Source organism: Streptomyces sp. AC558_RSS880 (genome assembly GCF_019049255.1).
Classification (GTDB): Bacteria; Actinomycetota; Actinomycetes; order Streptomycetales; family Streptomycetaceae; genus Streptomyces.
Map to the genome: position 1 here is coordinate 231,247 of NZ_JAGMUJ010000031.1, position 22,703 is coordinate 253,949.

General features: G+C 71.9%; 19 protein-coding genes. 8 read left to right on the top strand and 11 right to left on the bottom strand.

The window, feature by feature from the left end; all coding sequences use genetic code 11:
* Position 1: 1 nt before the first annotated feature.
* Both KUM38_RS14960 and KUM38_RS14965 read left to right on the top strand, forming a co-directional pair.
* A complete protein-coding gene (locus KUM38_RS14960; protein WP_217129850.1) occupies positions 2-1,192 on the top strand; it encodes a dipeptidase in 1,191 nt (396 codons plus the stop codon).
* Between the two features lie 205 nt (positions 1,193-1,397).
* Positions 1,398-2,525, top strand: coding sequence for a dipeptidase (locus KUM38_RS14965; RefSeq protein WP_217129851.1), 1,128 nt, complete (start codon positions 1,398-1,400; stop codon positions 2,523-2,525).
* A gap of 12 nt (positions 2,526-2,537) precedes the next feature.
* Here the strand turns inward: KUM38_RS14965 and KUM38_RS14970 are convergent, their stop codons facing one another.
* Both KUM38_RS14970 and KUM38_RS14975 read right to left on the bottom strand, forming a co-directional pair.
* The gene (locus KUM38_RS14970; protein WP_217129852.1) at positions 2,538-2,930 is read right to left on the bottom strand and encodes a VOC family protein; all 393 of its coding nucleotides are present in this window, start codon (positions 2,928-2,930) and stop codon (positions 2,538-2,540) included.
* A gap of 22 nt (positions 2,931-2,952) precedes the next feature.
* Positions 2,953-3,312, bottom strand: a complete 360-nt coding sequence (locus KUM38_RS14975) for a VOC family protein (protein WP_217129853.1) — start codon at positions 3,310-3,312, stop codon at positions 2,953-2,955.
* A gap of 127 nt (positions 3,313-3,439) precedes the next feature.
* Here KUM38_RS14975 and KUM38_RS14980 point away from each other — a divergent pair, with 127 nt between their 5' ends.
* Entirely contained in the window at positions 3,440-3,946 is a 507-nt protein-coding gene (locus tag KUM38_RS14980; protein ID WP_217129854.1) for a CGNR zinc finger domain-containing protein, read from the top strand.
* 253 nt (positions 3,947-4,199) lie between these two features.
* On the opposite strand, the gene KUM38_RS14985 is transcribed toward KUM38_RS14980, so the two are convergent.
* Complete coding sequence (locus KUM38_RS14985; RefSeq protein ID WP_217129855.1) at positions 4,200-5,543, bottom strand: UDP-glucose/GDP-mannose dehydrogenase family protein; 1,344 nt, start codon at positions 5,541-5,543, stop codon at positions 4,200-4,202.
* Between the two features lie 181 nt (positions 5,544-5,724).
* On the opposite strand from KUM38_RS14985, the gene KUM38_RS14990 reads away from it, so the two are divergent.
* Positions 5,725-6,882, top strand: coding sequence for an acyl-CoA dehydrogenase (locus KUM38_RS14990; protein WP_302181218.1), 1,158 nt, complete (start codon positions 5,725-5,727; stop codon positions 6,880-6,882).
* Positions 6,883-6,956: 74 nt separating this feature from the next.
* Here KUM38_RS14990 and KUM38_RS14995 read toward each other — a convergent pair whose 3' ends face one another.
* On the bottom strand, positions 6,957-8,120 hold the full coding sequence (locus KUM38_RS14995; protein ID WP_217129856.1) for a phospholipase D-like domain-containing protein: 1,164 nt from the start codon (positions 8,118-8,120) through the stop codon (positions 6,957-6,959).
* 209 nt (positions 8,121-8,329) lie between these two features.
* Between KUM38_RS14995 and KUM38_RS15000 the strand changes: the two genes are divergently transcribed.
* Complete coding sequence (locus tag KUM38_RS15000) at positions 8,330-8,698, top strand: four-helix bundle copper-binding protein (RefSeq protein ID WP_217129857.1); 369 nt, start codon at positions 8,330-8,332, stop codon at positions 8,696-8,698.
* A 48-nt stretch (positions 8,699-8,746) separates the two neighbouring features.
* Here the strand turns inward: KUM38_RS15000 and KUM38_RS15005 are convergent, their stop codons facing one another.
* The gene (locus tag KUM38_RS15005; protein WP_217129858.1) at positions 8,747-10,021 is read right to left on the bottom strand and encodes an LCP family protein; all 1,275 of its coding nucleotides are present in this window, start codon (positions 10,019-10,021) and stop codon (positions 8,747-8,749) included.
* Positions 10,022-10,139: 118 nt separating this feature from the next.
* Between KUM38_RS15005 and KUM38_RS15010 the strand changes: the two genes are divergently transcribed.
* Positions 10,140-10,697 carry an acyl-CoA thioesterase gene (locus KUM38_RS15010; protein WP_217129859.1) on the top strand — a complete coding sequence of 186 codons (558 nt, stop codon included), beginning with the start codon at positions 10,140-10,142 and terminating at the stop codon, positions 10,695-10,697.
* Positions 10,698-10,716: 19 nt separating this feature from the next.
* Here the strand turns inward: KUM38_RS15010 and KUM38_RS15015 are convergent, their stop codons facing one another.
* Positions 10,717-12,078 (bottom strand): LCP family protein, encoded by a 1,362-nt coding sequence (locus KUM38_RS15015; protein ID WP_308408971.1) that lies wholly within the window; start codon positions 12,076-12,078, stop codon positions 10,717-10,719.
* A 222-nt stretch (positions 12,079-12,300) separates the two neighbouring features.
* On the opposite strand from KUM38_RS15015, the gene KUM38_RS15020 reads away from it, so the two are divergent.
* Entirely contained in the window at positions 12,301-13,338 is a 1,038-nt protein-coding gene (locus KUM38_RS15020) for a glycosyltransferase family 2 protein (protein ID WP_217129861.1), read from the top strand.
* A 52-nt stretch (positions 13,339-13,390) separates the two neighbouring features.
* On the opposite strand, the gene KUM38_RS15025 is transcribed toward KUM38_RS15020, so the two are convergent.
* The 5 genes from KUM38_RS15025 to KUM38_RS15045 form a co-directional block, all read right to left on the bottom strand.
* Positions 13,391-14,968 carry an LCP family protein gene (locus KUM38_RS15025; RefSeq protein ID WP_217129862.1) on the bottom strand — a complete coding sequence of 526 codons (1,578 nt, stop codon included), beginning with the start codon at positions 14,966-14,968 and terminating at the stop codon, positions 13,391-13,393.
* 161 nt (positions 14,969-15,129) lie between these two features.
* Complete coding sequence (locus KUM38_RS15030; protein ID WP_217129863.1) at positions 15,130-16,785, bottom strand: LCP family protein; 1,656 nt, start codon at positions 16,783-16,785, stop codon at positions 15,130-15,132.
* 77 nt (positions 16,786-16,862) lie between these two features.
* Complete coding sequence (locus KUM38_RS15035) at positions 16,863-18,644, bottom strand: LCP family protein (protein ID WP_217129864.1); 1,782 nt, start codon at positions 18,642-18,644, stop codon at positions 16,863-16,865.
* 232 nt (positions 18,645-18,876) lie between these two features.
* Complete coding sequence (locus KUM38_RS15040; protein ID WP_217129865.1) at positions 18,877-20,079, bottom strand: LCP family protein; 1,203 nt, start codon at positions 20,077-20,079, stop codon at positions 18,877-18,879.
* Between the two features lie 224 nt (positions 20,080-20,303).
* Positions 20,304-21,065, bottom strand: a complete 762-nt coding sequence (locus KUM38_RS15045) for a TIGR03089 family protein (protein WP_217129866.1) — start codon at positions 21,063-21,065, stop codon at positions 20,304-20,306.
* Positions 21,066-21,194: 129 nt separating this feature from the next.
* Between KUM38_RS15045 and KUM38_RS15050 the strand changes: the two genes are divergently transcribed.
* Entirely contained in the window at positions 21,195-22,664 is a 1,470-nt protein-coding gene (locus KUM38_RS15050; protein WP_217129867.1) for a peptidoglycan recognition protein, read from the top strand.
* Positions 22,665-22,703 lie beyond the last annotated feature (39 nt).

The following is a 22,703-nucleotide window of genomic DNA, read 5'->3' on the forward strand; positions in this document are numbered from 1 at the left end:
GATGACCTCGCTGGACCAGGCCCGGGAGCTGCTGCGCGAGTTCCCCGTCGTCGACGGGCACAACGACCTGCCGTGGGCGCTGCGCGAACAGGTCCGCTACGACCTCGGCGCCCGCGACATCGCCGGTGACCAGTCCGCCCACCTGCACACCGACCTCCCCCGGCTGCGCGCGGGCGGGGTCGGCGCGCAGTTCTGGTCGGTGTACGTCCGCGCGGACCAGCCCGACCCGGTACCGGCCACCCTGGAACAGATCGACTGCGTACGGCAGTTGCTGGCCCGTCATCCGCAGGAGCTGGCGCCCGCGCTGACCGCCGCCGACATGGAGGCCGCGCGCGGTCAGGGCCGTATCGCCTCCCTCATGGGGGCGGAGGGCGGCCACTCCATCGCCGACTCCCTCGGCACGCTCCGCGGGTTGTACGACCTGGGCGTGCGCTACCTGACCCTCACCCACAACTTCAACGTGGCGTGGGCGGACTCGGCGACCGACGAGCCCGGCGTGGGCGGACTGTCGGCCTTCGGCCGCGAGGTGGTGCGGGAGATGAACCGGCTCGGCATGCTGGTCGACCTCTCCCACGTCGCCGCCACGACCATGCGGGACGCGCTGGACGCCACCTCGGCGCCGGTGATCTTCTCCCACTCCTCCGCCCGCGCGGTCTGCGACCACCCGCGCAACATCCCGGACGACGTGCTGGAGCGGCTGCCCGCCAACGGCGGTGTCGCGATGGTGACGTTCGTGCCGAAATTCGTGCTCCAGGCGGCCGTCGACTGGACGGCCGCGGCCGACGAGAACATGCGCGCCCACGGCTTCCACCACCTCGACACCACCGCCGAGGGGATGAGGGTGCACCGCGCCTTCGAGGAGGCCCACCCGCGCCCGGTCGCCACCGTGTCCACCGTGGCCGACCACCTCGACCACATGCGCGAGGTCGCCGGCGTCGACCACCTCGGCATCGGCGGCGACTACGACGGCACGGCCTTCACCCCCGACGGCCTGAACGACGTCTCCGGCTACCCGAACCTGATCGCCGAGCTCCTCGACCGCGGCTGGTCGAAGGCCGACCTGGCCAAGCTCACGTGGAAGAACGCGGTACGGGTCCTGGGCGCCGCGGAGGACGTGGCCCGGCACCTCCAGGAAACCCGGGCCCCGTCCAACGCCACCCTGGACTCCCTGGACGCCCGACCCGCCCACTGAATCCAGCCCCTCCGGCACAACCCGGGCCCCTCCGGCGTTTGAGGAGCGGGGTCCGGGACGGGACGGGAAGGGGCGGAGGGGGCGAATCAAACAACCGTACGCCCCGGACGGGCCGTACCCCCGAACGCCGCGTCCACCAGGAAGCCCACGGCCGCTCCGTGCGACGGTGACCGTACCGCCGAGGTCACGACGTACGGAGCCCGTGATGGCCGATCTCCAGGACGATCTGCACTCCGCCGCCGAGGTCGGCCGCATCGACGAGCCGTACCCTCAGGAGGCGGCCGTCGTCGCGCCGGAGACGTACGAGCCCGTCTCCGATCCGGACGCCGAGCCCCTGACCCGGGCCCGCGCCGTCCTCGCCGCCCATCCCGTCGCCGACGGTTACAGCGGACTGCCGGGGGTGCTGCGCCGGCTGCCCTGGTACGACCTCGACCTGGGGGAGAGCGCCGTCGACGCGGACGTGCCCCGGCTGCGCCAGGGACGGGTCGGCGCGGTGTTCTGGTCGCTGGACCTGCCCGGGGCCGACGACGGCGACCGGGCCGTCGGCGCCACCCTGGAGCAGCTGGACCTGGCGAAGGCGGTGGTCGCCGCCCACGACCGGGGCCTGCGCCCGGCCCGCACCGCCGGAGAGGTCGCCGACGCCCGCAACTGCGGCCAGGTCGCCGTCCTGTTCGGCCCCGCCGGTGCCGCCGCCCTCGGCGACTCCCTCGGTATCCTGCGCTCGCTGCACGCCCTCGGTCTGCGCGTGCTCACCCTGACCGGCGCCTCCTGGGCGGGCGCCGCGGGACTGACCCGGTTCGGTGAGGAGGTCGTCCGCGAGATGAACCGGGTCGGCATGATCGCCGACCTCTCGTACGCCTCGGCTCCGACGATCCGCCGCGTCCTGACCCTCTCCAGGGCGCCCGTGCTGTTCAGCCGCTCCGCCGCCCGCGCCCTGCGCCCCCACCCGGCCAACCTCCCCGACGAACTGCTCGCCGACGTGGGGAGGGCCAAGGGCCTGTGCATGGTGCCGCTGACCGCCGAGCAGTCCGGCCCGACCGTCCGTGACGTCGCCGACCACCTCGGCCACGTCCGCACGGTCGCCGGGCCGGAGTGCGTCGGCCTGTCCGGCACCTACGACACCGGCGGCACCCGTCCGCAGGAGCTCGCCGACACCTCCTGCTACCCGAGGCTGATCGCCGAGCTGCTGCGGCGCGGCTGGGACGAGTCCGAGGTGGCCCTGCTGACCTGGGGCAACGTCCAGCGGGTGCTGCGCGAAGCGCACTTCACCGCGCGCGTGGCCCAGCAGCGCCGCCCCCCGTCGACGGCGACCCTCGCCGACCTGGACGGCTGAGCGGCGGGGCGGTCAGGGCTGTTCGATCCGGCAGAGGCAGAACGGATGCCCCGCCGGATCGGCGTACACCCGGAAGTCCTTGCTCTCGTAGTCCTCCCGGTCCAGCACCCGGGCCCCCAGCGCCAGCACCTTCGCCTCGGCCGCGTCGATCTCCTCCCAGGTCCCGCCGGCGTCGAAGTCGAGGTGGAACTGCTGGGAGTCGTGGTCGGCGCGCGGCCACTGCGGCGGGACGTACCCCGGCGCCCGCTGGAAGGCGAGCCGGGGCCCCGCGGGGATCTGCAGCACCACCCAGTCCGGGTCCTCCTCCACGGGCGTGCCGCCGCCGACGGCCGCGTAGAAGACGGCCAGTTCACGCGGGTCGGGGCAGTCGAGAACGACGGAACGGAAACGGGCCACGGGGGCCATGGAACCTCCAGGGATCGGTGGGTCAGCAGGCGCAGAGGCAGAACGGGTGCCCGGCCGGATCCGCGTAAACCCGGAAGGTCCGCGAGCGGTCGTCCGCGTCCAGTGGCCTCGCGCCCAGCGCCAGCACCTCCTTCTCGGCCGCGTCCAGGTCCTCGACCGTCAGGTCCAGGTGGAACTGCTGCGAACCGTCGGCCGACGGCCACCGCGGCGGTACGTACTCCGGGGACGCCTGGAAGGCGAGGACCGGGCCGCCGGGCACCTTCAGGTCCACCCACTCGCCCTCGTCCACCATCGTGCCGCCCACGATCCCGGCGTAGAAACCGGCCAGCGCGCGCGGATCCGGACAGTCCAGGACGACGGAGCCCACCTTGGCAACGGACATGACTTCCTCCTCGTTGTTACCGGCAGAGCCGGTCAACCGGTAGCCGTTACTGCATGCTGCCGCATTGGAGGTAACGTCGCAAGGGGACAGCGGGAGGTAGGGGAACAGCGGGAGGTACGGTCCAGGCATGAGTGAGAGAGCGGCCCCGCCCGGGCGGCTGGCCCTGGTCCAGGCCCTGGTCAACACGCTGGACATCGAGTCGGGCGCCGACGCGCTGGACACGGCGGACGGCCGCGCGCCCTTCGGGCTCACCGAGGACACCGCCGCCTCCGCCCGCGAACTGCGCGAGTCCCTGCGCGCCACCCTGCTCGCCCACGCCGGTCACCCGCCGCACCGCGCGGTCACCCCGCTCGGCGAACTGCTGGCCCGGGCGCCCCTGGTGGTCACGGTCGACCCGGCGGACGGCTCCGCCGCGCTCGCCCCCGTCGACGACGGCCCCCTGCTCTCCCGCGTGGCCGCCGCCGTCGCCGAAGCGGTCACGGCGGGCACCTGGAACCGGCTGAAGGCGTGCGAGGCCGCCGACTGCCACTGGGCGTACTACGACCGCAGCCCCGCCGGACGCGGCCGCTGGTGCTCCATGCAGGTGTGCGGGGCCCGCGCGAAGATGCGCCGGTACCGGGCGAAGGGCGCCTAGACGCTCCGCCGGAGGTGCGCAGCCGTGTCGTCGGTCGGCTGCCGCGCCGTCGTGGCCGGTCGCGCCCACGCGGCGGCAGCCGCACGTCGGTACGGTCCCGCGCCCCTTCGGGCGCTGCCGGACCGCGGCGGACCTCGCCGGGCCCGCCGGGAAGGGGGCGTAGCCCCACCGCGCCCGCGCCCGGTGGGGCAGAATGCAGCAGGACGCCGGTTCGGCCGACTGAGCCTCGGCCGAACCGGCGTCCCCTTTTCCGTCAGGCGGTGGGACGTCCCATCGCGCGGTAACGCCAGCCGGCCCGCCGCCACACCTCCGGGTCGAGCGCGTTGCGCCCGTCGAGGACCAGCCGCTGGGCCGCCACCTCGCCCAGCGCCGCCGTGTCCAGCTCGCGGAACTCCCGCCACTCCGTCAGGTGCAGCACGACGTCCGCGCCGCGCACCGCCTCCAGCGCCGAGTCGGCGTACCCCAGGGTCGGGAAGAGGCCGCGGGCGTTGTCCATGCCCTTCGGGTCGTACACCGTGACCTGGCCGCCCTGCAGGTGGATCTGCCCGGCCACGTTCAGCGCCGGCGAGTCCCGGACGTCGTCCGAGTCCGGCTTGAAGGTCGCGCCCAGCACCGCCACCCGCCTGCCCAGGAACGACCCGCCGCCCAGCGCCTGCCGGGTCAGCTCCACCATCCGGCCGCGCTGCCGCATGTTGATCGAGTCGATCTCCCGCAGGAACGTCAGCGCCTGGTCCGCGCCCAGCTCACCGGCGCGCGCCATGAACGCCCGGATGTCCTTCGGCAGACAGCCGCCGCCGAAACCGATCCCGGCCCGCAGGAACTTCGCGCCGATCCGGTCGTCGTAGCCGATCGCCTCCGCCAGCTTGGCGACGTCACCGTCCGCGGCCTCGCACACCTCGGCCATCGCGTTGATGAACGAGATCTTGGTGGCCAGGAAGGAGTTCGCGGAGGTCTTCACCAGCTCCGCGGTCGCGAAGTCGGTCACCACGAACGGCGAGCCCTCCTCGACCGGCGTGGCGTACACCTCCCGCAGCATCTTCTCCGCCCGCTCACTGCGCACGCCCACCACGACCCGGTCCGGGTGCAGCGTGTCGCGCACGGCGAAGCCCTCGCGCAGGAACTCCGGGTTCCACGCCAGCTCCGCGTCCTCCCCGGCCGGGGCGTGCTCGGCCAGGTAGGCGGCCAGCCGGTCGGCCGAGCCGACGGGCACCGTCGACTTGCCCACGACCAGCGCGGGACCCTTCAGATGCGGCGCGAGCGAGGCGATCGCGGAGTCGACGTACGACATGTCGCAGGCGTACTCGCCGTGCCGCTGCGGGGTGTTCACGCACACGAAGTGGACGTCGCCGAACTCCCCGAGCTCGGCCCAGTCCATCGTGAACCGCAGCCGCCCGCTGGACCCCTCGATCCCCGCGACGTGCCTGCGCAGCAGCTCCTCGAGCCCCGGCTCGTACATCGGGACCTCACCGCGCCGGAGCTTGTCGATCTTCTCCGGTACGACGTCGAGGCCCAGCACCTCGAACCCCAGCTCCGCCATGGCCGCCGCGTGGGTCGCGCCGAGATAACCGGTGCCGATCACGGTGATCTTGAGGGCCATGGGTGCTCCAGAGGTCTACGGCATGCAGTGCGGGCCCGAGCATAACCGGGGGCCCGGGAACACCGGCGACGGCCTGTCGCCCAGCTCACCTATCCACGACCGTGGCCGACGCTCTAAAATTTGAGTTACTTAACGGTAGTTAGCGTGACCAGCATCGCAGCGTTTTGGAGCGTGAGAGACCTTGGCCGGATCGGCTGACTTCGACCTGTACCGCCCGTCCGAGGAGCACGACATGCTCCGCGACGCCGTCCGCTCGCTGGCCGAGGCGAAGATCGCGCCGTACGCCGCCGCGGTCGACGAGGAGGCACGCTTCCCGCGGGAGGCCCTCGACGCCCTGACCGCGAACGACCTGCACGCCGTCCACGTCCCCGAGGAGTACGGCGGCGCCGGCGCGGACGCCCTCGCCACGGTCATCGTGATCGAGGAGGTGGCCCGCGTCTGCGCGTCCTCCTCCCTGATCCCGGCCGTCAACAAGCTGGGCTCGCTGCCGGTGATCCTCTCCGGCTCCGAGGCGCTGAAGAAGAAGTACCTGGCCCCGCTCGCCAAGGGCGACGCGATGTTCTCGTACTGCCTCTCCGAGCCCGACGCCGGCTCCGACGCGGCCGGCATGAAGACCAGGGCGGTCCGCGACGGCGACACCTGGGTCCTCAACGGCGTGAAGCGCTGGATCACCAACGCCGGCGAGTCCGAGTACTACACGGTGATGGCCGTCACGGACCCGGAGAAGCGCTCGAAGGGCATCTCCGCGTTCGTCGTGGAGAAGTCCGACGAGGGCGTGTCCTTCGGCGCCCCCGAGAAGAAGCTCGGCATCAAGGGCTCGCCGACCCGCGAGGTGTACCTGGACGACGTCCGCATCCCCGCCGACCGCATGATCGGCGAGGAGGGCACCGGCTTCGCCACCGCGATGAAGACGCTGGACCACACCCGCATCACCATCGCCGCCCAGGCCCTCGGCATCGCCCAGGGCGCCCTCGACTACGCCAAGGGCTACGTGAAGGAGCGCAAGCAGTTCGGCAAGCCGATCGCCGACTTCCAGGGCGTCCAGTTCATGCTCGCCGACATGGCCATGAAGATCGAGGCCGCCCGCCAGCTCACCTACGCCGCCGCGGCCAAGTCCGAGCGCGGCGACAGCGACCTCACCTTCCAGGGCGCCGCCGCCAAGTGCTTCGCCTCCGACGTCGCCATGGAGGTCACCACCGACGCCGTCCAGCTCCTCGGCGGCTACGGCTACACCCGCGACTACCCGGTCGAGCGCATGATGCGCGACGCGAAGATCACCCAGATCTACGAGGGCACCAACCAGGTCCAGCGCATCGTCATGGCCCGCAACCTGCCGTAACGGCCGGCGAGCCGACGGGTTGAAGGGCGTCCGCGGACCGGGCGCCCCTCGCTCTTCCCGGCCGCCGCGCGCCGTCACAGGAAGCGGCGGATCGGGGTGACCGCGGCCTCGGCGAGGCGTTCGGCCAGGGGGCGGCGCCGCCAGCGGGCCGGGTCGACGGGCTCGCTCAGCTTGCGGTCGGCGTCGAAGTCGGCGTCCAGCTCGGCGGTGAAGTCCTCGTCGAGGACGGCCAGCATGACCTCCTCGTCGTGCTCCAGGGAGCGGCGGTTGAAGTTGGTGGAGCCGATGAGGGAGCAGACGCCGTCCACGGTGATGACCTTCGTGTGCAGCATGGTCGGCTGGTACTCCCGTACGTCCACGCCCGCGTCGACCAGGGTCTGGTAGTGCTGCCGGCCGGCCAGGAGGCAGGCCCGCTGGTCGGTGTGCGGGCCGGGCAGCAGGATCTCGACGCGCACTCCCCGGCGGGCGGCGTCGGCCAGCAGGCCGATGAAGTAGGCGTCCGGGGCGAAGTAGGCCGTGGCCAGCCGGAAGCGCTCCCGCGCCGAGGTGATCACGACGCGCAGCAGCGTCTGCATGTCCTGCCAGCCGAAGCTCGCCGAGCCCCGTACGACCTGGACCGTGGCCCGCCCCGGCTGCTCCTGCGCGGTGAAGCGGTCGTGCTCGTCGTACAGGTCGTCGTGGCACTCGGCCCAGTTCTGGGCGAAGGCCGCGGCGATCCCGTCCACGGCGGGCCCCCGCACCCGCACGTGGGTGTCGCGCCACTCGCCGGGGCCGCGGGCGTCACCGCACCACTCCTGGGCGATGCCGACGCCCCCGGTGAAGGCGGTGTGCTCGTCGGTCACCAGGACCTTGCGGTGGCAGCGGTGGTTCTGCCGCATCGGTGACAGCCGGGTGGGCTTGCGGAACCAGGCCACCTGGACACCGGCGTCGTCCATGGCGTCCAGCAGGTCCGGCTCGATCTCCTTGGCGCCGAAGCCGTCCAGCAGCAGCCGCACCCGGACTCCCGCGCGTGCCCGCTCGGCCAGGGCGTCGGCGAACTCCCGCGCTATGTCGCCGCGCCAGTACACGAACGTCATCATGTCCACGGTGTGGTCCGCGGCGCGGATGGCCTCCAGCATCGCGGGGAAGATCCGGTCGCCGTTGCGCAGCGGCACGAGCTCGTTGCCCTCGGTCGCGGCGATGCCGATGAGCCGCTCCAGCCGTCTGCGCAGCCGCTGTCTCTCCGCCTGTGGTGTCACGTGTGCTCTCCCCTGCCCTGCTCGTCCGGCCCCCAAGAGGCGCGGCCGGTGTGCCCGGCCGCCTCACCTCTTTTTGCCGCTGCCGGCGCTTCCAAGCGGACACGTGGAGTGGGTGCCGGGTGGGCCGTCCTGTGGTGGTCATGGGGGAGGGGGCGTAGGACGGAGGGGCGGGGCCGGATCCCGGTCCCCTTCCGTCCCTGGGAGGAACCATGACCCAGCAGCAGCCGACCACCACGGAACCGATGAGCAAGGAGATGCAGGACTGCGTCCAGGCGTGCATGGCCTGCCACGGTGTGTGCGAGGAGACCATGAGCTCCTGTCTGCAGATGGGCGGCCAGGCCCAGATGCGGATCATGCGGGCGCTCATGGACTGCTCGGAGATGACCCGCATGTGCGCGGACATGATGATGCGCCGCTCGCCGCTGGCGAACGAGATGTGCATGATGTGCGCGCAGGCCTGCGACATGTGTGCCGAGGCGTGCATGTCCATGCCGGACGACGAGAGGATGACGCGCTGCGCGGAGTCCTGTCGCCGCTGCTCCGAGATGTGCCGCGCCATGGCGGGCGCCACGATGTGACGCCGCCGGACACGGTTGTGGGCACCCCGCGGGGTGCCCACAACCGGTTCAGTTGCCCTTGACGGTGACCTTCTCGTCGTTGTTCAGCTGGGTCACCAGCTGCTTCACCTTCGCCTTGTCCCAGAGCAGGTTGCCGCCGGTGGAGCCCGCGATCGGCATGTTCATGGACGTGCCCTCGCCGCCGCTGACGCCCTTCATCGACCAGAACATGTCGGCGAGGTCGAACAGGCCCATCTCCTTGTCGACGATCAGGGAGTCCAGGCCGGCGCCCATGGTGGGGTAGAGCGTGAAGGGGTTGAGGACCGTGCCCGGCGTGGCCACCTGGTTGGCGAGGGCGGAGAGGAACTTCTGCTGGTTCTTCGTACGGTCCAGGTCGGATCCCGCCAGCGCGTAGCGGGTGCGGACGAAGGCGAGGGCCTCCTCGCCGTTCAGGGTCTGCTTGCCCTTCTTGAGGTCGGCGCCGGACTTGGTGTCCTTGATGTCCTGCGGGATGTCCATCTCGACGCCGCCGACCGCGTCCACGATGTTCGCGAAGCCGGCGAAGCCGATCTCCACGTAGTGGTCGATGTGCAGGCCGGTGTTGAACTCGACCGTGCGGACCAGCAGCTCGGGCCCGTCCTCGGCGTAGGCGGCGTTGAGCTTCACCTGCCGGCCGGTCCCGGGGTAGGTCTTGCCCGAATCGGAGCCCACGAAGGACGGGATCTCGACGTTGGAGTCCCGGGGCAGCGAGATCAGGGTGGGGCCGTTGTCGCCGGTGTGCAGGATCATCATCGAGTCCGTGCGCTTGCCGTCGGCGGACCCGGTGTGCAGCTTCTTCTTGTCCTCGTCGGTCATGCCCTCGCGGCTGTCGGAGCCGACGATGAGGTAGTTGGTGCCCTCGCCCTTCTCGGGCCGCTCGATCACCTTCGACAGGTCGACCTCGCGGTTGAGCTTGGAGTCGGCCCAGAAGTACGTGCCGACGGTCGTCACGACCAGCACCGTCACCACGGTGATCGCCGTCCACTTGGCGCGGCGGCGCCAGTCCGGTGCGGGGCGCTGCGGGCCGTGGCCGTCACCGCCCGGTCTGCCGGGGCCACCGCCGCCGGGCGTTCCGTAGACCTGGCCGGTGTTGTAGCCGCTGTCGTAGCCGTCGCCACTGCCGTGTCCGTCCACGTACGACGGCTGCTGCGGGACGCCGCCGTACGCGCCCTGCCCGGGAGGGGCCGCCGGGCCGCGGCGGACCTGCCGCATGACGCGGGCGCCCTCGGGCTGCGCGCTCGCGCTGCCGCGTCCGTAGCGTCCGCCGCGGTTGTCGCCGGACCGTGCATCGGGCCAATCAGTCATGGAAGACAGTGTGCAGGTCCGGGCTGTGCGCCATACAAGGGTCGTCGGAAATCAGGGCACCGCTGTTGCGAAGCTGACACAAATTCCGCAGATGTGACCTCGGCATAAGGTAGAGGCCATGACAGATCAGGCCCCCGCCGCAGCGACGGAGAGTCCGGACATCCCGGGCAAGCCCACCTCGGCGTCCCGTACGACCCTCAGCCACATCATGACCCACAACGACACCAACCTCCTGGGCACGGTGCACGGCGGGGTGATCATGAAGCTGGTCGACGACGCCGCGGGCGCCGTCGCCGGACGGCATTCCGGAGGGCCTGCCGTCACCGCCTCCATGGACGAGATGGCCTTTCTGGAGCCGGTCCGCGTCGGTGATCTGGTCCATGTGAAGGCCCAGGTCAACTGGACCGGGCGGACCTCGATGGAGGTCGGGGTGCGGGTGCTGGCCGAGCGCTGGAACGAGTCCGCGCCGCCCACCCAGGTCGGCTCGGCGTACCTCGTCTTCGCGGCCGTCGACGCCGACGGCAAGCCGCGCCGGGTGCCGCCGGTGATACCGGAGACCGAGCGGGACAGACGCCGCTACCAGGAGGCCCAGATTCGCCGCGCCCACCGCCTGGCCCGCCGCCGGGCGATCGTGGAACTGCGGGAGAAGCGGGCCGCCGAGGGGTTCGAGGACTAGTCCGAGGACGGGACGGAGCTCAGGAGCAGCCCACCTGGTCGCCCCGCACCACCCCGAACTCGCCCCGCCCCGGGTCCTGCGCCCGCACCTCGCGGACCTCCCCGAAGTCGGCGCCCGCGATCACCTTCAGCGTGGCGCCCTGGCCCTTCACCGCGCGCAGCTCGCTGCCGGGAAGGGCCGCCGCGAGGGACTTCGCGGAGCGGTCCCAGCGGGGGTCGTAGGCGACGACCGTCCGCCGCACGTCCTGGTCCGCCGCGTTGACCGGGGCGCGGGTGGTGGCGAAGCCGGTCGCCGCCAGCGCGGCGTCCACCCGCCGGCCGAGGCCCGCGGTGCGGGTGCCGTTCTCGACCTGGACGCGGACCTGCCGGGGGTCCACCGGGACGCGGGGCCTCGGGTCGGGGGTGAGGTGCGCGGAGAGCGGCTCGTCCCGGCGCAGCGCGTCGAAGATGCGCCCGGACTTCTGGGCGTCCCACTTCAGCGTCGAGCCGACGCCCTTCACGGAGTGCTTCATGTCGGCGATCGGCACGGTGGTGAACTCGGAGGAGGAGGGCGAGAAGTTCCGCATCGCCCGGCCGAGGTCCAGGAGTTCGCCGGTGCCGAAGCCCTTGTCGGCGCGGACCGAGCCGAGCACCGCCCGGGTCACGTCCCGGAACCTCATCGGGTGCAGCAGGATGCCGGAGGAGGTGACCCGGTCCACCAGGGCCGCCATGAAGTGCTGCTGGCGCCTCATCCGGCTGAGGTCGGAGGTGCCGTCGACGTGCCGGGCGCGGACGTACTGCAGGGCCTGGCCGCCTTCGAGGGTGTGCCGGCCGGCGGGCAGGTCGAGGCCGGTGCGGCTGTCCTTCAGCGGCTCGCCGGTGCAGATCTCGACGCCGCCGACCACGTCCACGGTCTTCATGAAGCTGGTGAAGTCGACCTCCAGGTAGTGGTCGATCTTCACCCGGGTCATCTTCTCGACCGTGCGCACGGTCAGCCGGGGGCCGCCCTCCGCGTACGCCGCGTTCAGCTTGAGCGGGTGCCCCTCGTGCCGCTCGCCGCTCACGCGGTCGGTGTGCGGGGGCGTCACGGCGTACGAGTCGCGGGGCAGGCTGACCACGGTGGCACGGTCGCGGTCCGCCGAGATGTGCACGATCATGATCGTGTCGGTGCAGTGGCAGGGCGTCCCGCCGAGCCGGTACTTCTCCCGCTCCTGAGCGCCGATCCTCTCCCGGCCGTCGGTGCCGACCAGCAGGATGTTCATGCCGTGTCCGGCCTCGGGCCGGTTCTTCATGTCGTGGAACGGGTCGACCCGGGCGATGTCCTCGTCGAGGCCGCTCATCACCGCGTGTCCGATCCCCGCGGCGGCGAGCACCACGACCGACAGCGTGGTGACGGTGCGCACGACCCAGCGCGGCTTCCCGCGCGGCGGCGCGGGGGGCCGCGACGGACGCTGCGGTGCGGTGCGGGGCCGGGGGGACCGCGGCGGCGTGGGCAAGGGGGGACACCTCCGGACGACGGCCGTGCGTGGGATCGTGAGCACGGTAGGCCGATACGATCTGCGGCCCGGTACATCGCCCCCGGCGCGCGCGGCGGTGTCCCCCGTTCGCGGTAACGTGAGCCTTCTATGAACGCCAATCCCGACGTGCGGCTCCCCGCCGTTTCTGTGATCATGCCCGTCCTCAACGAGGAGCGGCATCTGCGTGGCGCCGTCCGCGCGATCCTCGCCCAGGAGTACGCCGGCGAGATGGAGGTCGTGATCGCCCTCGGTCCGTCCACGGACCGCACGGACGAGATCGCCGCCGAGCTCGTGGCCGAGGACCCGCGGGTGCACACCGTGCCCAATCCGACCGGCCGCACCCCGGCCGCCCTCAACGCCGCGATCCAGGCCTCGCGCCACCCCATCGTGGTCCGCGTCGACGGGCACGGGATGCTCTCCCCGAACTACATCGCGACCGCCGTGCGGCTCCTGGAGGAGACCGGCGCGCAGAACGTCGGCGGCATCATGCACGCCGAGGGGGAGAACGACTGGGAGCACGCCGTCGCGGCCGCGATGACGTCGAGGATAGGCGTGGGCAACGCCGCCTTCCACACCGGTGGCGAGGCCGCTCCCGCCGAGACGGTGTACCTGGGTGTGTTCCGGCGCGAGGCGCTGGAGCAGCAGGGCGGTTACAACGTGGAGTTCATCCGCGCCCAGGACTGGGAGCTGAACTTCCGCATCCGTGAGGCCGGCGGGCTGATCTGGTTCTCGCCGGAGCTGAAGGTGTCGTACCGGCCCCGGCCGAGCGTGCGGGCGCTGGCCAAGCAGTACAAGGACTACGGCCGCTGGCGGCACGTCGTGGCCCGCTACCACTCCGGTTCCATCAACCTGCGGTACCTCGCCCCGCCGACCGCGGTGTGCGCGATCGCGGCCGGGATCGTGGTGGGCGCCGTGCTGACGCCGTGGGGCTTCGTGGTGCCCGGCGGTTACCTCGCGGCGATCGCGCTGGGGTCCGTACCGGCCGGCAGGGGACTGCCGCTGAAGGCGCGGCTGCAGATCCCGGTGGCGCTGGCCACCATGCACATGTCGTGGGGCTGGGGCTTCCTGACCAGCCCGCGTGCGCTGGCGAAGAAGGTCATCGCCTCGCGGCGGCCCGCCGTCCACGCGGACGCGCCGACCGCCTGACGTCCCCCGTCACACGTGAGCCCCTTCCCGGACGGGAAGGGGCTCACCGCGTTCACCAGGTGAAGCCCGGACTGACGTGCATGCAGGCCTTGTCGTCGGCCCCGTTGAGCGCCTCCGCCGAATCGGGCGTGGTGTTGTCCTCCTCGGGCGCCTTGTACGTCGTCCCCTCGCGCCAGTCGGCGCCCACCACGAGCGTGACGCCGGTCACGTCGGTGGACCGTTTCACCGAGCTCGCCGGAATGCCGAGGGCGTCGGCGACGCGCCGGGCGTCGCCCTCCAGGTCGGCGCTCGGGTAGCGCACCACCGTCCGCTTCTCGCTGAGGGCGCCGGTGGTGTCGGCGGTCGCTGCGGTGAAGCCCTTCTCCTTCAGCGCACCGGCGACCGTGCTGGTCCGCCCCGGGGCGGCGGCGAGGGTGTCGGTGAGGGTGCCGTTGAGGACCTGTACGGCGATGTCGGCGTCGTCGGCGGCCGGGTCCGCCGGGGCCTTCGGCTCGGCCTTCGCCGGCTTCGCGTCCTTGCCGTCGAGGGCGATGTCCTCACGTACCAGACGGAACAGTTTCTCGGCGTCCTCGGTCGGCTCCACACGGGCGCCCACGTACCGGTTGGGCATCGTGGTCATGGTGATGCGCTCCGGCTCCACCTTGCGCAGCTCGGTGCTCAGGTCGTACAGCTTCTTCACGGTGTCGAGCCCGGGGTCGACGGTGAGTGCCTCGGTGGCCTTCTCGGCCAGCCGGCGCAGTTTGTTGGGGCTGCTCAGGGTGGCGTTCTCGCGCAGCTGCCGGACCAGCGAGTTCATGTACATGTGCTGCGCCTTGGCGCGGGCGAGGTCGCTGCCGTCCTCGAATCCGTAGCGCGTGCGCAGCCACTGCAGGGCCTGCTCGCCCTTCACCGGGTGGGTGCCCTTCTCCAGTTTCAGCCCGGAGCCGTGGCCCTGGCTGTCGCGCGAGTGGATGTTGGCGTCGACGCACACCGGGACACCGCCGACCGCGTCCGCCATGGACACCACGCCCGCGAAGTCGACCATGACGAAGTGGTCGATGTGGATGCCGGTGAGCTCCTGCCAGGTGGCCACGGTGCAGCCGGGACCGCCGTGCCCGAGGCTCTGGTTGGTCATCGTGCGCCCGTTGCTCGCCGGGTACACCGTCCCGTCGTCCGGGTCGGTGCACTTGGGGATCTCGACCAGGGTGTCGCGCGGCATGCTGACCACGGACATGTTGGACCGGTCGGCGGACAGGTGCACCAGCATCTGCACGTCGGCGAGCGGGGTGGAGCCGAACGTCTCGCGGGCGCCGCCGAGCTGCTGGTTCTCCTCGGAGTCCCGCGCGTCGCTGCCGATGAGCAGGATGTTCAGCGGGGTCTGCCCGGCCGCGTTCGGCGTCGGCTCGGCGACCTTGCTGTCGCCCAGGTTCAGGACGTCCTTCTTGATGTTGTCGTTCAGCTGCCGGTAGTAGAGGTAGCCCGCCCCGGCCGCGCCGATCATGAGCAGGGCGAGGACCGTCGCGCACCACTTGAGCAGCCGGCGTATGCGGCGCGGGCGGGGGCCGCCGCCGTCGTCGGACGGGCCCTTGTCCGGGTCTTCCGCACGCTCGCCGCCGTCACCGAGCGTCTCCGGTGCGGCGTTCTGCGTCACTGCCCCCGTCCTCCCCACCCCTGGCAACCCCTCGCGTCATGAAGCAGGCCCGTCCTGCGTCCTGTTAGACGCATGACGGGCCCGTCAGTTGCCCCGGGAATCCGATCGACTTCAACAAGTTTCGGCGGCCGGGAGCACCGTCCCGCGGACGGCGGAGTCCGCTACCAGCGGTAGGGCCCGTACACGTCCATGCACGTGCCCGTCTCCGCGGCGTCGAGGGCGTCGGCGTCCTCCGGCAGGTCCCCGGTCCCGGGCGGAGACTGCTCCGGATAGGCCGTGCCCTCCCGCCAGTCCGCGCCGACCACGACCGTGACACCGAAGACGTCGGCGGACTGCTCGACCGAGCCCGGGGGAATCCCCAGCGACTCGGCGACCCGCCGGGCGTCCCCCCGCGACCCGGCGCCCGGATGGCGCACGACGGTCCGCTCCTCGGCGAGGGCGCGGGAGGTGTCCGGCACGGCCCGCGTGAAGCCCTTCGTCACCAGCGACCGGGCGATCGCGCCCGCCCGGCCGCCGACCGGGCCGAGGGTCGCGGACCGGGTGGCGTTCTGCACCAGGACACCGATCTCGCCGTCCGGTGCGGCCGGGTCGCCGGAGGCCGGCCCGTCCTCGCCGGACGCCTTCTTCCCGTCCTTCCCGTCCTTCCCTTCCTTGCCGGTCCTGCCGCCCTTGCCGTCGAAGGCCACGTCGTCACGGAGCATGGTCCACACCCGCTCGGCACCGGCACCGGCCGCGACCAGGTGGTTGCGGTTCTGCGGGTCCTCGGCCGTGGGCAGCGTCGTCATCGTGATGCGGTCCGGCGGCACCGTCTTCAGCTGCATCCCCAGGTCGTACAGCTTCTTCACCGAGCCGATCTCCTCCGAGACCTTCAGCGACGTGGTCGCCGCCTCGGCCAGGTCCATCAGCCTGCCGGTGTCGGTGAAGACGTCCTGGTCCCGCAGGGTGCGGATCATCGAGTTCAGGTACATGTGCTGTGCCCGGGCCCGCAGCAGGTCACTGCCCCAGGCGTGCCGGGTGCGCAGCCACTGCAGCGCCCGTTCGCCCTCGACCTTCTCGGACCCGGCCTTCATCCTCAGACCCGAGCCGCCGGGCACGCCGGGCAGCGGACGGTCCCACACGTTCTGGTTGACGCAGACCTCGACACCGCCGACGGCGTCGGCCATGCTCACCACGCCGGCGAAGTCGACCGTCATCCAGTGGTCGATGTAGACGCCGGTGAGGTTCTGCCAGGTGGCCAGCGTGCAGCCCGGACCGCCGCGGGCCAGCGAGGTGTTGATGATGTCGTTGGTCGCCGGGTAGGCGTCCCCGGTCTCCGGGTCGGTGCACTCGGGGATGTCGACCCGGGTGTCCCGCGGAACGCTCACCACGGCCGCGCTCTCGCGGTCGGCGGCGAGGTGGATCAGCATCTGCACGTCGCCCAGCGGCGGGTTGCCCCGGGTGTCCCGGCCGCCGCCGAGCTCGACGTTCTCGTCGGAGGCACGGCTGTCGGAGCCGATCAGCAGGATGTTCAGCGGCGTCTGCCCGGCCGCGTTCGGCTCGGCCTTGTGCGCCTCGGAGTCACCGCTGCTGCGCTCGCCCTTCTCGATGTTGCCGTTCAGATGCCCGTAGTACAGGTGACCGGCGCCGGACGTCCCGAGTATCAGTACGGCCAGGGTCGTCGCCGACCAGCGCAGCGTGCGCCGCCCCCGCCCGCCGGGCGACCGCGGTCCGCCTCTCCCCGGGCCGCCACCGCCGTCCGGGGCCGGCCGCCCGTCGGAGCGGCCCCCGCCCGCGCGGCCGGGCCGGACGGGCCCCTCGTGCACACCGCTCCGCGCCATCGTCGCGTCCCCCCACCCCTCGCACCATGGAACGGGCCTGTCCCGCGCCCTGGAGGACGCGGGACAGGCCCGTCAGGTCACTTGGCGCACTCGACCTTGTCCGCCGTGGACTTCTTGATGTCGTCGGGCGCCTTGGACGGGGTCGTGAGCGAGACGCCGGCACCCTTGAAGTCCTCGCCGAGGGTCAGTGTCATCGCGGGCACGCCCTGGGCGTTGGTGACGCTCTCGCCGGGCTTCATCGCCGCCCCGGACAGGCCCATGACGTCGGCCAGGCGGCGTGCCTGGTCCGCCTGGTCAGGGGCGTACTCGAGAGTGGTCTTGCTCAGTTCCTCCGGTGCGTTGCCGGCGTTCTCCGACTTGTCGATGCCCTCTTCGACCTGGAGCCAGCTGAGGACCTCCTGGGCGCTGCCGTCTTCGGCGCCGCCGTTGAGGATCCGTACGCGGACTTCGGACGCCGGTGCCTTCTCGCCCTTCAGCCGGGCGGCGACGGCGGCCTTCTCCTTCTTCTTCTGCTGCTTGACCTCGGTGAACGACACGTCGTTCTTGATCAGGTCGAAGATCTCCGGGGCCTGGGCCTCGTCGACGACGACGGTCGCCTTCACCGTCTCCGCGGGGTTGTCGACCACCGGCACGGTCGTGAAGGTCAGGTTCTTGACGTTGAGCTTGCCCAGCTCCAGGCCGAGGTCCTTGAGCTTGTTGATGCTGTCCAGCTGGGAGTCGACGGTGAGCGCCTCGGTGCCCGCCTCGGCCAGCTTGATCATCTTCGACGGGCTGGTGAGGGTGTCGTTCGACTTCAGCTTCCGCATCAGCGAGCTCAGGAACTGCTGCTGCAGCTCGATCCGGCTCAGGTCGCCGCCCGTGCCGACCGAGTGCCGGGTGCGCACGAACGCCAGCGCCTCCTCGCCCTCGACGGTATGCGTGCCCGCCGGCAGCTTCAGGTGGGAGTCCGGGTCGTCGATGTCCTTCGCCAGGCACACCTCGACGCCGCCGACCGCCGAGGTCAGCGTCTTCACCGCGTTGAAGTCGGCCACCATGAAGTTGTCCGGCTTGATCCCGGTCAGCTCGGTCACCGTACGCATGGTGCAGCTGGGGGTGCGGCCGCTCTGGCCGAGGCTGGTGTTGAAGCGGACGCCGGTGGAGCCCGGGATGACCTCCTGGCTGCCGTCCTCCTGCTCGGTCGGGCAGTCGGGGATGTCGACTATCAGGTCACGCGGGATGCTGAGCGCGGTCGCGTTCGTACGGTCCTTCGAGACGTGCAGCAGGAGCGTGGTGTCGGCGTGACCGGCACTGCCCTTGTCGCCGTAGCTGCCGTTGCCCTCGCCGGTGCGCTTGTCGGTGCCGATCAGCAGGATGTTGATCGCCTTGTCCTTGCTGAAGCCACCGGTGCTGGCGCCGTCGTCGGAGACGGACTGGATGTTGTCGTTCAGATGCTCCAGATAGAGGTAACCGGCCGTACCGGCGGCGAGCACCACGAACGCCATCGTGCCGCCGGTCCACAGCAGGACCTTCTTCGCCTTCGACTTCTTCTTCGCCGGCCGGCGTCCGCGCCGCCCCGGGGGCGGCTCCTCCGGAGCGCCCCGGCGTCTGCGCTGCGGCGGCACCTCCCGGCCGGGCGCCTCACGGTCAGGTGCCTCCCGCTCCGGCGTCCCGCGGCGGGACCGCTCGGACGCACGGCCCGGTGAGGCCGACCGGCCGCGCGCGGTGCCCGTGCCCGGGGGGCGTGGGCCGCGCGGTCCGGGGACCGGTGACTGCGGTGCGGAAGGGCTCAGTCGCAGTTCGTATTCGCCGGTGCTCGGGTTGAGTACCCACTGGTCTGCGGGATCGACGTTCCCCGCCCGCCCACGCTCTTGCGAGTCCACGGTCGCTTGAATCCTCCGTCGGGCCACGCGGCGCCTTTTTCCTCCCGAGGCGCTCGGGTCTCGGTCACACAGTGCGGGACCTCAGGACGGGCCTGAAAGAACGGACGCACCGGAGCGCTCACACTAACGGTCCTGATCGAGTCGAAGCGACGCCGGTGACGAATTCCACGCCTTCACAAGTGGGCAATCCGCCCATTTCCCTGGACAAAGGTGCGCGGCCCCGGGGAAGGCTTTACGCACAGGTGTCCTCGGCGGCCGTGTTGCCCGAGAACGTCGGTGTGGGAGAGGCGAGGCCGGACGGCTTTCCGGATTCCCTTTCCGTGGCCTTCGTGTCACTGTCCGTATCGACCTGCACGGGTGCGTCCCTGCGCAGTCGCTCGAACAGTTTCTCCGCCGCGGGCTGTGCGAGTTGGTCCCGGTCGGCGTTCCCGGCGTACGGCTCCCGCGGAACGGTCAGGAATCGCACGCCTTCCGTGGGGATCTCCCGCAGCCCGCGTGCGAGGTCGTACAGACTCCGCAGACTGGCCAGCCCCGGGTCGGTCGTGAGGGACGAGGTGGCCGCGTCCAGAACGGGATACAGCTTCACCGGATTCAGCAGGACGTCATTGCCGCTCACCTTGTTGACGAGTGCGCCGAGGAAGCGTTGCTGCCGTTCCATACGGCTGGTGTCGCTGCCGTCACCGAGGGTCTTGCGGGCGCGGACATAGCCGAGCGCCTGCTCCCCGTTCAGTGTCACCCGGCCCGCGGGCAGCTTCAGCTCGGCGTCCTCGTCGTCGACGGGCTCGCGCAGGCACACCTCGACGCCGTCCACCGCGTCGACCATGTCCTTGAAACCGGCGAAGTCGACGACGACGTGGTGGTCGACCCGGATGTCCGTGAGTTTCTCCACCGTTCGGATGGTGCAGGCCGAACCGCCCAGCGCGAAGGCGGAGTTGAACATCGTGAACATCGGCTCGGAACGCGATCCGTCGGGGCGGCGGCAGCCGGGCACGTCCACCATCAGGTCCCGGGGGACGGACACCGCGGTGGCGCCGCGCCGGCCCGCCGACAGATGCAGCAGGATCACGGTGTCCGAACGCTCGGTCCCCGCGTCCCGCCCGTAGCGGCGGTTCTCGTCCCCGGAGCGCGAGTCCGAGCCGATCAGCAGGATGTTCCGGGCGCCCTCGGCGAGCGCGGCGGGCCGCTCCTCCTCGTACCGCGCGAGTTCGGCGGCCGCCGCCTCGTCCGGGGTGATGTTCCCCTCCAGCTTCCTGTACACCGCCCACCCGGCGCCCGCGGCCGCGAGCAGCACGAGGGCGACCGCGAGCCCGGTACCGCACGCCCAGCGCCGCCGGCGCCGGGCCCGCCCCCGCCCGCTCGCCGAGGACCCCGCCCCCGGGCCGAGGGCACGCCTGCCTCCCGGTTGCGCGGAGGACGCGCCTGCGGAGTCACTCATGACCGGGTCCACCCCTCACTGCGTACGGCGTCTGGTGGTGCCGTTGCGTACGACGATGACGCGGGAGGGAGGTGCGGGGCGGGTGGTGGTGCGCCGGACGGGGGAGGGAGCGGACGGGTGGGGGTGTGGAGGGCCGGTTCCGGTGGCGTGGAGCGTTGGTTCCGGTGGGGTGGTGGACGGTGTCCTTCCGGGGGGCTTTCGCGGCGCGGCGGGCGGCGGTGCCGTCACCGGGCGATGACCGTCACCCGTTCGCTCTCCACCCGCTTGTCCAGGGCGTCGTCCCCCAGACGGTCCAGGTTCCGGCACAGCACCACGGAGCCGCCGGTCGCCAGCGGCCCGTACAGGCCCGTGTTCAGGCCCTCCCACGTGTCGTACGGCCGCCCCGACAGGATCCGCGAGCCGGGCCCGGTCAGACCGAGCTCCGGAGCCTCGGCCCGGGCCCGCTCGACCACCTCCGCCCCGGTGAACTCCCGGCCCGCCACGATCAGCGCCGGCGCCTCGGGGTCGACGGGCGCGTACGGCACGAAGCGGTCGCCCTGCCCCGGCACCTCGACGGCGTAGTCGGCGAAGCCCTCCGGCGGCTGCGGGAAGCGCCCGCCGAGCGGCCTGAGCGCCAGCGCGATCCTGGCCCCCGAGCAGGCCCGCGCGGCCTCCAGCGACTCCGGCTCCGGACCGCTCACGGTCACGTCCGCCGCCGCCGGGTCCCCGGCCACGTCCGCGACCGCGCCCACCGACGCGCACGCCAGCAGCCAGACCGCCGTCTGCCAGTGCGCGGGCAGCAGCAGGGCCACCCGGTCGCCGGGTTCCACGGACAGCTCGTCCTGGAGGAGGTTGGCGGTCTTGGCCACCCAATTGGCGAAGGTGGCCACGGACAATTCGACGCGTTCGCCCGTGGCGTCGTCGTAGAAGGTCACCAGGGGGCGTCCCGGGTCCGCGGCGAGCGCGGAACCCAGCAGGTCGGCAGGGGTGCGGTCGGTGGCGTTCACCCATGCAAGCGTACGCGGACCCGTCCGCGCGCACCGCCTGCCGGGGGCACCGGTTCGGGGGAACCGGCTCCGACGGGCCGTCAAATCCCCGATGGACAGATTTGTCTGACTGTGTCCAAGCTCAGGGGCATGCGTGGAATTCTTGCTTCCTCAATCGGTGTCACCTGCGCCGCCGCCCTCGCCCTCCCGCTCGCTCCGCCCTCCACCGCGGCGGACGCGAGACCGGCGCCGACGGCAGGAGCGGCCACGCGCGCAGCGGGGACGGCCCGGCCCGACGTGCCCGGCAGTACCCAGTCGTTGTCCCTGGGACCCCTCACCCGTGACCGTGCCTCCGGCGCCACCGTCCTCGGCCTCGCCCCGCGGGCCGTACGGCCCTTCTCCCTCCTCGGCGTCGTCTGGGACGACCCCGCCGCCGAACTCCACGGCCGCGTCCGGGTCCGCACCCGGGCGGCGGGCACCGGCGCCTGGTCCGGCTGGCGGGACGTCGAGACGCACTACGCCGACCACGTGGCCGACCCGGGCAGCGCGGAGGGCGCCGCGGACGGGGTGCGCGGCGCCACGGCGCCGCTGTGGGTGGGGGAGTCGGACGGGGTGGAGATCCGGGTTCAGCCGGAGCCCGGTGAGGGTGGGGGCGAGGGGGCCGGGGCGGATGGGTTCGGAGGCGGGGAGTTCGGGGTTGGTGAGTCCGGGGCCGAGGGGTTCGGGGTCGGTGAGTTCGGGGCCGGGGGGCTCGGGGTCGGTGAGTCCGGAGTCGGCGACCACTCGGTGGTGCCCTCCGGGCTGCGGCTCGAGCTCGTCGACCCGGGTGACGAGGCCCTGGAGGGGCCGCGCATCGGCGTCATGAGCGCCGAGGCGACCGCCGCCTCCGCGGCCAACTCCGCACTCGCACCGCTCGGCGCCCTGGAGATCCCCGCGCTGGACGGCGAGCGGACCCGGCAGGAGTACCTCACCCTGCACGGGGCCGAACTGACCGAGCAGCAGCGGGCCGAGCCGTACATCGGGCCGCGCCCCGCCATCGTCACCCGGCGCGGCTGGGGGGCCGACGAGAGCCTGCGGAAGAAGCGGTTCGTGTACACCGGCAAGGTCAAGGCGGCCTTCGTGCACCACACCGCCTCCGGCAACAACTACGAGTGCGCGCAGGCCCCTTCGCTCGTCCGCGGGTTCTACCGCTATCACGTGCGGAGCCTGGGCTGGCGGGACATCGGCTACAACTTCCTCGTCGACAAGTGCGGCAGGATCTACGAGGGCCGGGCCGGGGGAGTGGCGAAGCCGGTCAAGGGGGCCCACACCATGGGCTTCAACACCGACACCACGGGCATCGCGGTGATCGGTTCCTACGGCTCCAAGAAGCCGTCCTCCTCCGCCGTGAAGGCCGTCGCCCGGCTCACCGCGTGGAAACTCGGACTGTACGGGATGAATCCGCGCGCCCAGACATATCTGAAGTCCGCCGGTGGCAATCTCTACCGAAAAGGTAAGAAGGTACGACTGAACGTGATCTCCGGTCACCGGGACGGGTTCAACACCTCGTGCCCAGGGGGGAAGCTGTACAAGAAGCTCGGCACCGCGCGTGCCACGGCAGCTCGTTACCAGGGCCGCTGAGGCGGGCCGGGCGCTCCTTCCTGCCGGAGGCGGTCTGCA

Excerpts from the sequence above, each read along its gene's own strand:
- KUM38_RS14960 (WP_217129850.1), top strand. The coding sequence starts at position 2 with ATGACCTCGCTGGACCAGGCCCGGGAGCTGCTGCGCGAGTTCCCCGTC.
- KUM38_RS14965 (WP_217129851.1), top strand. The coding sequence starts at position 1,398 with ATGGCCGATCTCCAGGACGATCTGCACTCCGCCGCCGAGGTCGGCCGC.
- KUM38_RS14970 (WP_217129852.1), bottom strand. The coding sequence starts at position 2,930 with ATGGCCCCCGTGGCCCGTTTCCGTTCCGTCGTTCTCGACTGCCCCGAC.
- KUM38_RS14975 (WP_217129853.1), bottom strand. The coding sequence starts at position 3,312 with ATGTCCGTTGCCAAGGTGGGCTCCGTCGTCCTGGACTGTCCGGATCCG.
- KUM38_RS14980 (WP_217129854.1), top strand. The coding sequence starts at position 3,440 with ATGAGTGAGAGAGCGGCCCCGCCCGGGCGGCTGGCCCTGGTCCAGGCC.
- KUM38_RS14985 (WP_217129855.1), bottom strand. The coding sequence starts at position 5,543 with ATGGCCCTCAAGATCACCGTGATCGGCACCGGTTATCTCGGCGCGACC.
- KUM38_RS15000 (WP_217129857.1), top strand. The coding sequence starts at position 8,330 with ATGACCCAGCAGCAGCCGACCACCACGGAACCGATGAGCAAGGAGATG.
- KUM38_RS15005 (WP_217129858.1), bottom strand. The coding sequence starts at position 10,021 with ATGACTGATTGGCCCGATGCACGGTCCGGCGACAACCGCGGCGGACGC.
- KUM38_RS15010 (WP_217129859.1), top strand. The coding sequence starts at position 10,140 with ATGACAGATCAGGCCCCCGCCGCAGCGACGGAGAGTCCGGACATCCCG.
- KUM38_RS15020 (WP_217129861.1), top strand. The coding sequence starts at position 12,301 with ATGAACGCCAATCCCGACGTGCGGCTCCCCGCCGTTTCTGTGATCATG.
- KUM38_RS15030 (WP_217129863.1), bottom strand. The coding sequence starts at position 16,785 with ATGGCGCGGAGCGGTGTGCACGAGGGGCCCGTCCGGCCCGGCCGCGCG.
- KUM38_RS15040 (WP_217129865.1), bottom strand. The coding sequence starts at position 20,079 with ATGAGTGACTCCGCAGGCGCGTCCTCCGCGCAACCGGGAGGCAGGCGT.
- KUM38_RS15050 (WP_217129867.1), top strand. The coding sequence starts at position 21,195 with ATGCGTGGAATTCTTGCTTCCTCAATCGGTGTCACCTGCGCCGCCGCC.